2 protein-coding genes are annotated in these 4794 nt (G+C 70.6%); both read left to right on the top strand.

Annotation, left to right across the window (positions count from 1 at the left end; translation table 11 throughout):
- A partial coding sequence (locus AB0F13_RS27735; protein WP_362087918.1) for a type I polyketide synthase occupies positions 1–2772 on the top strand: 2772 nt, incomplete at its 5' end.
- Between the two features lie 52 nt (positions 2773–2824).
- The coding region (locus AB0F13_RS27730) for a type I polyketide synthase (protein ID WP_362087915.1) at positions 2825–4794 on the top strand (1970 nt) is incomplete at its 3' end.

The following is a 4794-nucleotide window of genomic DNA, read 5'->3' as shown; positions in this document are numbered from 1 at the left end:
TTCCAGCACGAGCGGTACTGGCTGGCGCCCAACACCGGCACCGCAGACGCGACCGCGGCCGGGCTGGGCCGGGTCGAGCACCCGATTCTGGCCGGCGCCGTCCACATCGGTGACCGGGACGAATGGGTGTTCACCGGCCGCCTGTCCACCGAGACCCAGCCCTGGGTCGCCGAGCACGTTCTGATGGGCAACATCGTCGTGCCGGGTACGGCGCTGGTGGAGTTGGCGGTGACGGCTGGCCGCGAGGTCGGCTGCCCGGAGCTGGACGAGCTGGTGCTGGAAGCACCGCTGCTCCTGGAGGACGGCGCCGCACGACAGATCCAGGTCACCGTCGGCGAGCTCGGTGACGACGGCCTCCGGGACGTGGCCGTCTACTCTCGCCCGGAAACCGGCGCGGAGGATGAGCAGGCGGAGGCAGTGTGCCACGGGCGAGGCCGGCTCACTGCCGATGCGGGCCCCGCCTCCGATGCCGAGCCCGATGCCGCGTGGCCCGCTGAATGGCCACCGGTGGGTGCTCAGCCGTTGACGACCGACTCGCTCTATGCCTTCCTGAGCGATCTCGGCTACGACTACGGCCCGGTCTTCCAGGGCGTGCGGGCGGCCTGGCGCAGTGGTGCGCAGACCTACGCGGAGGTGACACTCCCCGACGATGTCGCAGACGATGGCTTCGCCATCCACCCGGCACTGTTCGACGCGTTGCTGCACAGCGGCATCCTGGTGGTCGACCGCGATGCTGCCGGACAGCCGATGCCGTTCAGTTGGGGAGGCGTCCGCATCGTGCGCCAGGGCGTCTCGCGGCTGCGCGTCCGCGCCGTCGCGAACGGCAACTCCTCGATCCGGCTCGACGCCGTCGACGAGTCCGGGGCGCCGGTCATATCGGTCCGGTCGATCGTTGTTCGTTCGGTGGAGCAGGCGCAGCTGGAGGCCGCGCGATCCGCTGGGCAGCGCTCGTTGTACGGACTCGACTGGGCTGCTGTTGCCGCCGGTTCGCGCGGAGCGGAGCGGGTCGCGGTTCTCGGCGCGGTCGCGGGGCCGGGAGAGCGGTTCGCGGATCTGAGCGCATTGGAAGAGGCGGTGGCGGGCGGCGCTGCGGTGCCGCAGATGGTGGTCACCGCGATCGAGCCCGCGGCGGAAGCGGCCGACAGTGCCCAGCTGACCGGTCGGGCGTTGGAACTGGTGCAGCGGTGGCTGGCCAGTGAGCGGCTGACCGACGCCCGGCTGGTGGTCGTGACCCGTAACGCGGTCGCGGTGGGCGATGAGACGCCGGATATCGCGCAGGCTGCGGTGCGGGGTCTGGTGCACAGTGCCCAGTCCGAGCACCCGGGCCGCTTCCTGGTTGTCGATGTCGCCGAGAACGCCGAGTTCGACTGGGCGTCGTTGGCCGATGTGGACGAACCACAGCTGGCCATGCGCAAGGGCCGGTTGCTGGCGCCGCGGCTGACGCGTGTGTCGGCGGAGCCGTCGACCCGACCGCTGGATCCGGACGGCACGGTGCTCATCACCGGTGGTACGGGTGGCCTGGGCGGGTTGTTCGCCAAGCACCTGGCGGAGCGGCATGGCGCGAAGCGGCTGTTGCTGGTGAGCCGTCGTGGTGCGGCCGCCGAGGGCGTGGACAAGCTGGTCGCCGAGCTGAAGGCTCTCGATGCGCAGGCTCAGGTGGCCGCGTGCGACGTGTCCGATCGCGCCGCATTGGCGGACCTTTTCCACACTTTGGACCGGCCGCTCACGGCGGTCGTGCACGCGGCTGGTGTGCTCGACGACGGTGTCATCGAGTCGCTGACCGGTGAGCAGGTCGAGCGGGTCATGCGTCCCAAGGTGGACGCGGCATGGCACCTGCACGAGCTCACCGCCGGGATGCAGCTGTCGGCGTTCGTGCTGTTCTCCTCGGTGGCGGCATTGATCGGTAGTCCCGGTCAGGCCAACTACTCTGCGGCCAACGCTGCTCTCGACGCGCTCGCTGCGAGGCGGCGTGCCGAGGGCCTGGTCGGCACTTCGCTCGCATGGGGTCTGTGGGACGGCACCGCGGGCATGGCCGGTGAACTGGACGAGGCGGATCTGGCGCGGCTCGAGCGCATGGGCGTGCGTACGTTGTCGGCCGAGCTGGGGCTGGATCTCTTCGATCAGGCACTCGGATCGGACGCCGCGTTGCTGGCGCCGGTGCGGCTGGACGCGGGCGGGTTGCGGACACAGGCGCGGGCCGGCATGTTGCCCGCCTTGCTGCGCGACTTGGTGCGGATGCCGGCGCGGCGGGCACAGCCGGCGGAGGCGACGCTGTCGCAGCAGCTGGCCGGGGTGGCGGAGGCCGAACGAGGGAAGGTCGTTCTCCGGCTCGTTCAGGCGCAGGTGGCGGCCGTGCTCGGTCATGGCTCCGGAGCCGTGATCGATCCCGATCGCGCTTTCAAGGAGATCGGGTTCGACTCGTTGGGTGCGGTCGAGTTGCGCAACCGGTTGACGCAGGCCACCGGGTTGCGGTTGCCCTCGACGCTGGTCTTCGACTACCCGACACCGGCAGCCATCGCCCGGTATCTGCTGTCGGAAGTCGTGCCGGACGATGCGACCGCTGCGCCTCGCCGGTCGGAGGAGGACGAGCTCCGCGACCTGCTGGCGTCGATCCCGGTCAGCCGCATGCGTCGGGCCGGGTTGCTCGAAACGCTGCGCGAGCTGGCCGGCGACGACCTGCACGAGGACGAACCGGCGACCGGGGGCGAGGCCTCGATCGACGACATGGACGCGGCGGAGCTGATCCGGATGGCTCAAGAGGGCACGGCATGAAAGCAAGCGAGCACGTGGTCGTCACCGGGCGTCCGGATCTGGAGAAGTGAGCATGGCTACCGAAAAGAACGACCTCATCGACGCCCTCCGGAAGTCACTCAAGGAGACGGAGCGCCTGCGGCAGCAGAACCGACGGCTCTTGGCCCGGTCCACCGAGCCGTTGGCGATCGTGGGAATGAGCTGCCGCTACCCCGGTGGGGTGGCCTCGCCGGACGAGCTGTGGGAATTGGTGGCGGCCGGCCGGGACGCGGTCACGGGACTGCCGGACGACCGTGGCTGGGACGTGGAGCGGCTGTACGACCCGGACCCCGACCGGCTCGGGACGGTGTACACGCGGGGTGGTGGCTTCCTGGAACGGCCCGGGGACTTCGATGCCGATTTCTTCGGGATCAGTCCGCGTGAGGCGTTGGCAATGGATCCGCAGCAGCGACTGCTGCTGGAGTCGGCGTGGGAGGCATTCGAGGATGCGGGGATCGACCCGACCTCGTTGCACGGCAGTGACACCGGCGTGTTCTGCGGTGTGGGTTCCTCGGATTACGCAGTGGTGGCCGGGGGCGATCAGTCCCGGGTCGAGGGACTTCGCCTTACCGGAATCGCGGCCAGCGTGGTGTCGGGCCGGCTCAGTTACACCTTCGGGCTCGAAGGCCCGGCGGTGTCGGTCGACACTGCGTGTTCGTCGTCCCTGGTGGCTCTGCACCTGGCGGCGCAGGCGTTGCGGGCGGGCGAGTGCTCGCTGGCGCTGGCAGGGGGCGTCACACTGATGTCCAGCCCGTTCCTGCTGACGGAGTTCAGCCGGCAGCGGGGGCTGTCGCCGGATGGGCGGTGCAAGGCGTATGCGGCCGCAGCGGACGGGACCGGGTTCGCCGACGGTGCGGGTCTGCTGGTGCTGGAGCGGCTGTCGGACGCGCGCCGCAACGGTCACCGGATCCTGGGCCTGCTGCGCGGCAGCGCGGTCAACCAGGACGGCGCGAGCAACGGCCTGACGGCGCCCAACGGTCCCGCGCAGGAGCGCGTCATCCGGGCAGCGCTCGCCAACGCCGGCCTGAGCCCGGCGGACGTGGATGCCGTGGAGGGCCACGGCACCGGCACGAAGCTGGGCGACCCGATCGAGGCCCAGGCCCTGCTGGCGACCTATGGCCGCGAACGTACCGATGGCCCGCTGAAGCTGGGATCCATCAAGTCCAACATCGGCCACACGTCGGCGGCCGCCGGTGTGGCCGGTGTGATCAAGATGATGATGGCGATGCGCCACGGTGTGCTGCCGGCCACCCTGCATGTGGACGAGCCGTCACCGCACGTGGACTGGGCCTCGGGCGAGGTCGAACTGCTGACCGAGGCGCAGGAGTGGCCGGCTTCGGAGCGGCCGCGGCGTGCCGGTGTGTCGTCGTTCGGTGTGAGTGGCACGAACGCGCACGTGGTCCTTGAGGAGGCTCCGGCGGAGGAGCAGGTTTCGGTCGGGATCCAGGCGGACCGGGCGCCCGGCGCGGTGCCGGTGCTGGTGTCCGCGCGTGGTGCGGCGGCGTTGCGTGCGCAGGCCGCTCGCCTGCGCGAGCGGGTGCTGGCGGATCCCAGGCTGGTGCTTGCCGATGTCGGGTTCTCGTCGGCGACGTCGCGTGCGTTGCTCGAGCGGCGTGCGGCGATCGTGGCGTCGGACCGAGCGGGCCTGCTGGCGGGGCTGGAGGCCCTGGCCGGTGGTGAGCCCACTGCCGGGGTGGTCGAGGGCAGCCAGGTGGCGGGCGAGACGGCAGTGTTGTTCACCGGTCAGGGTGCGCAGCGGGCGCGTATGGGTGCCGGGTTGGCGGCGGAGTTTCCGCGGTTTGCCGAGGCTCTGGATGAGGTGTGTGCGGAACTTGACCCGTTGGTGGGCCGCTCGGTGCGGGAGTTGCTGTCCGCCGAAGAGGGCTCCGAGGATGCGGGGCTGCTGAACGCGACGCAGTACACGCAGGTAGTGCTGTTCGCTGTCGAGGTGGCGTTGTTCCGCCTGACCGAGTCGCTCGGTATACGGCCCGACTACCTGATCGG

The organism is Streptomyces sp. NPDC026206 (genome assembly GCF_040638465.1).
In the GTDB taxonomy this organism is placed as follows: Bacteria; Actinomycetota; Actinomycetes; order Streptomycetales; family Streptomycetaceae; genus Streptomyces.
The sequence above is the reverse complement of the archived record's forward strand: the minus strand, read 5'-3'. Positions and strand labels throughout refer to the sequence as shown.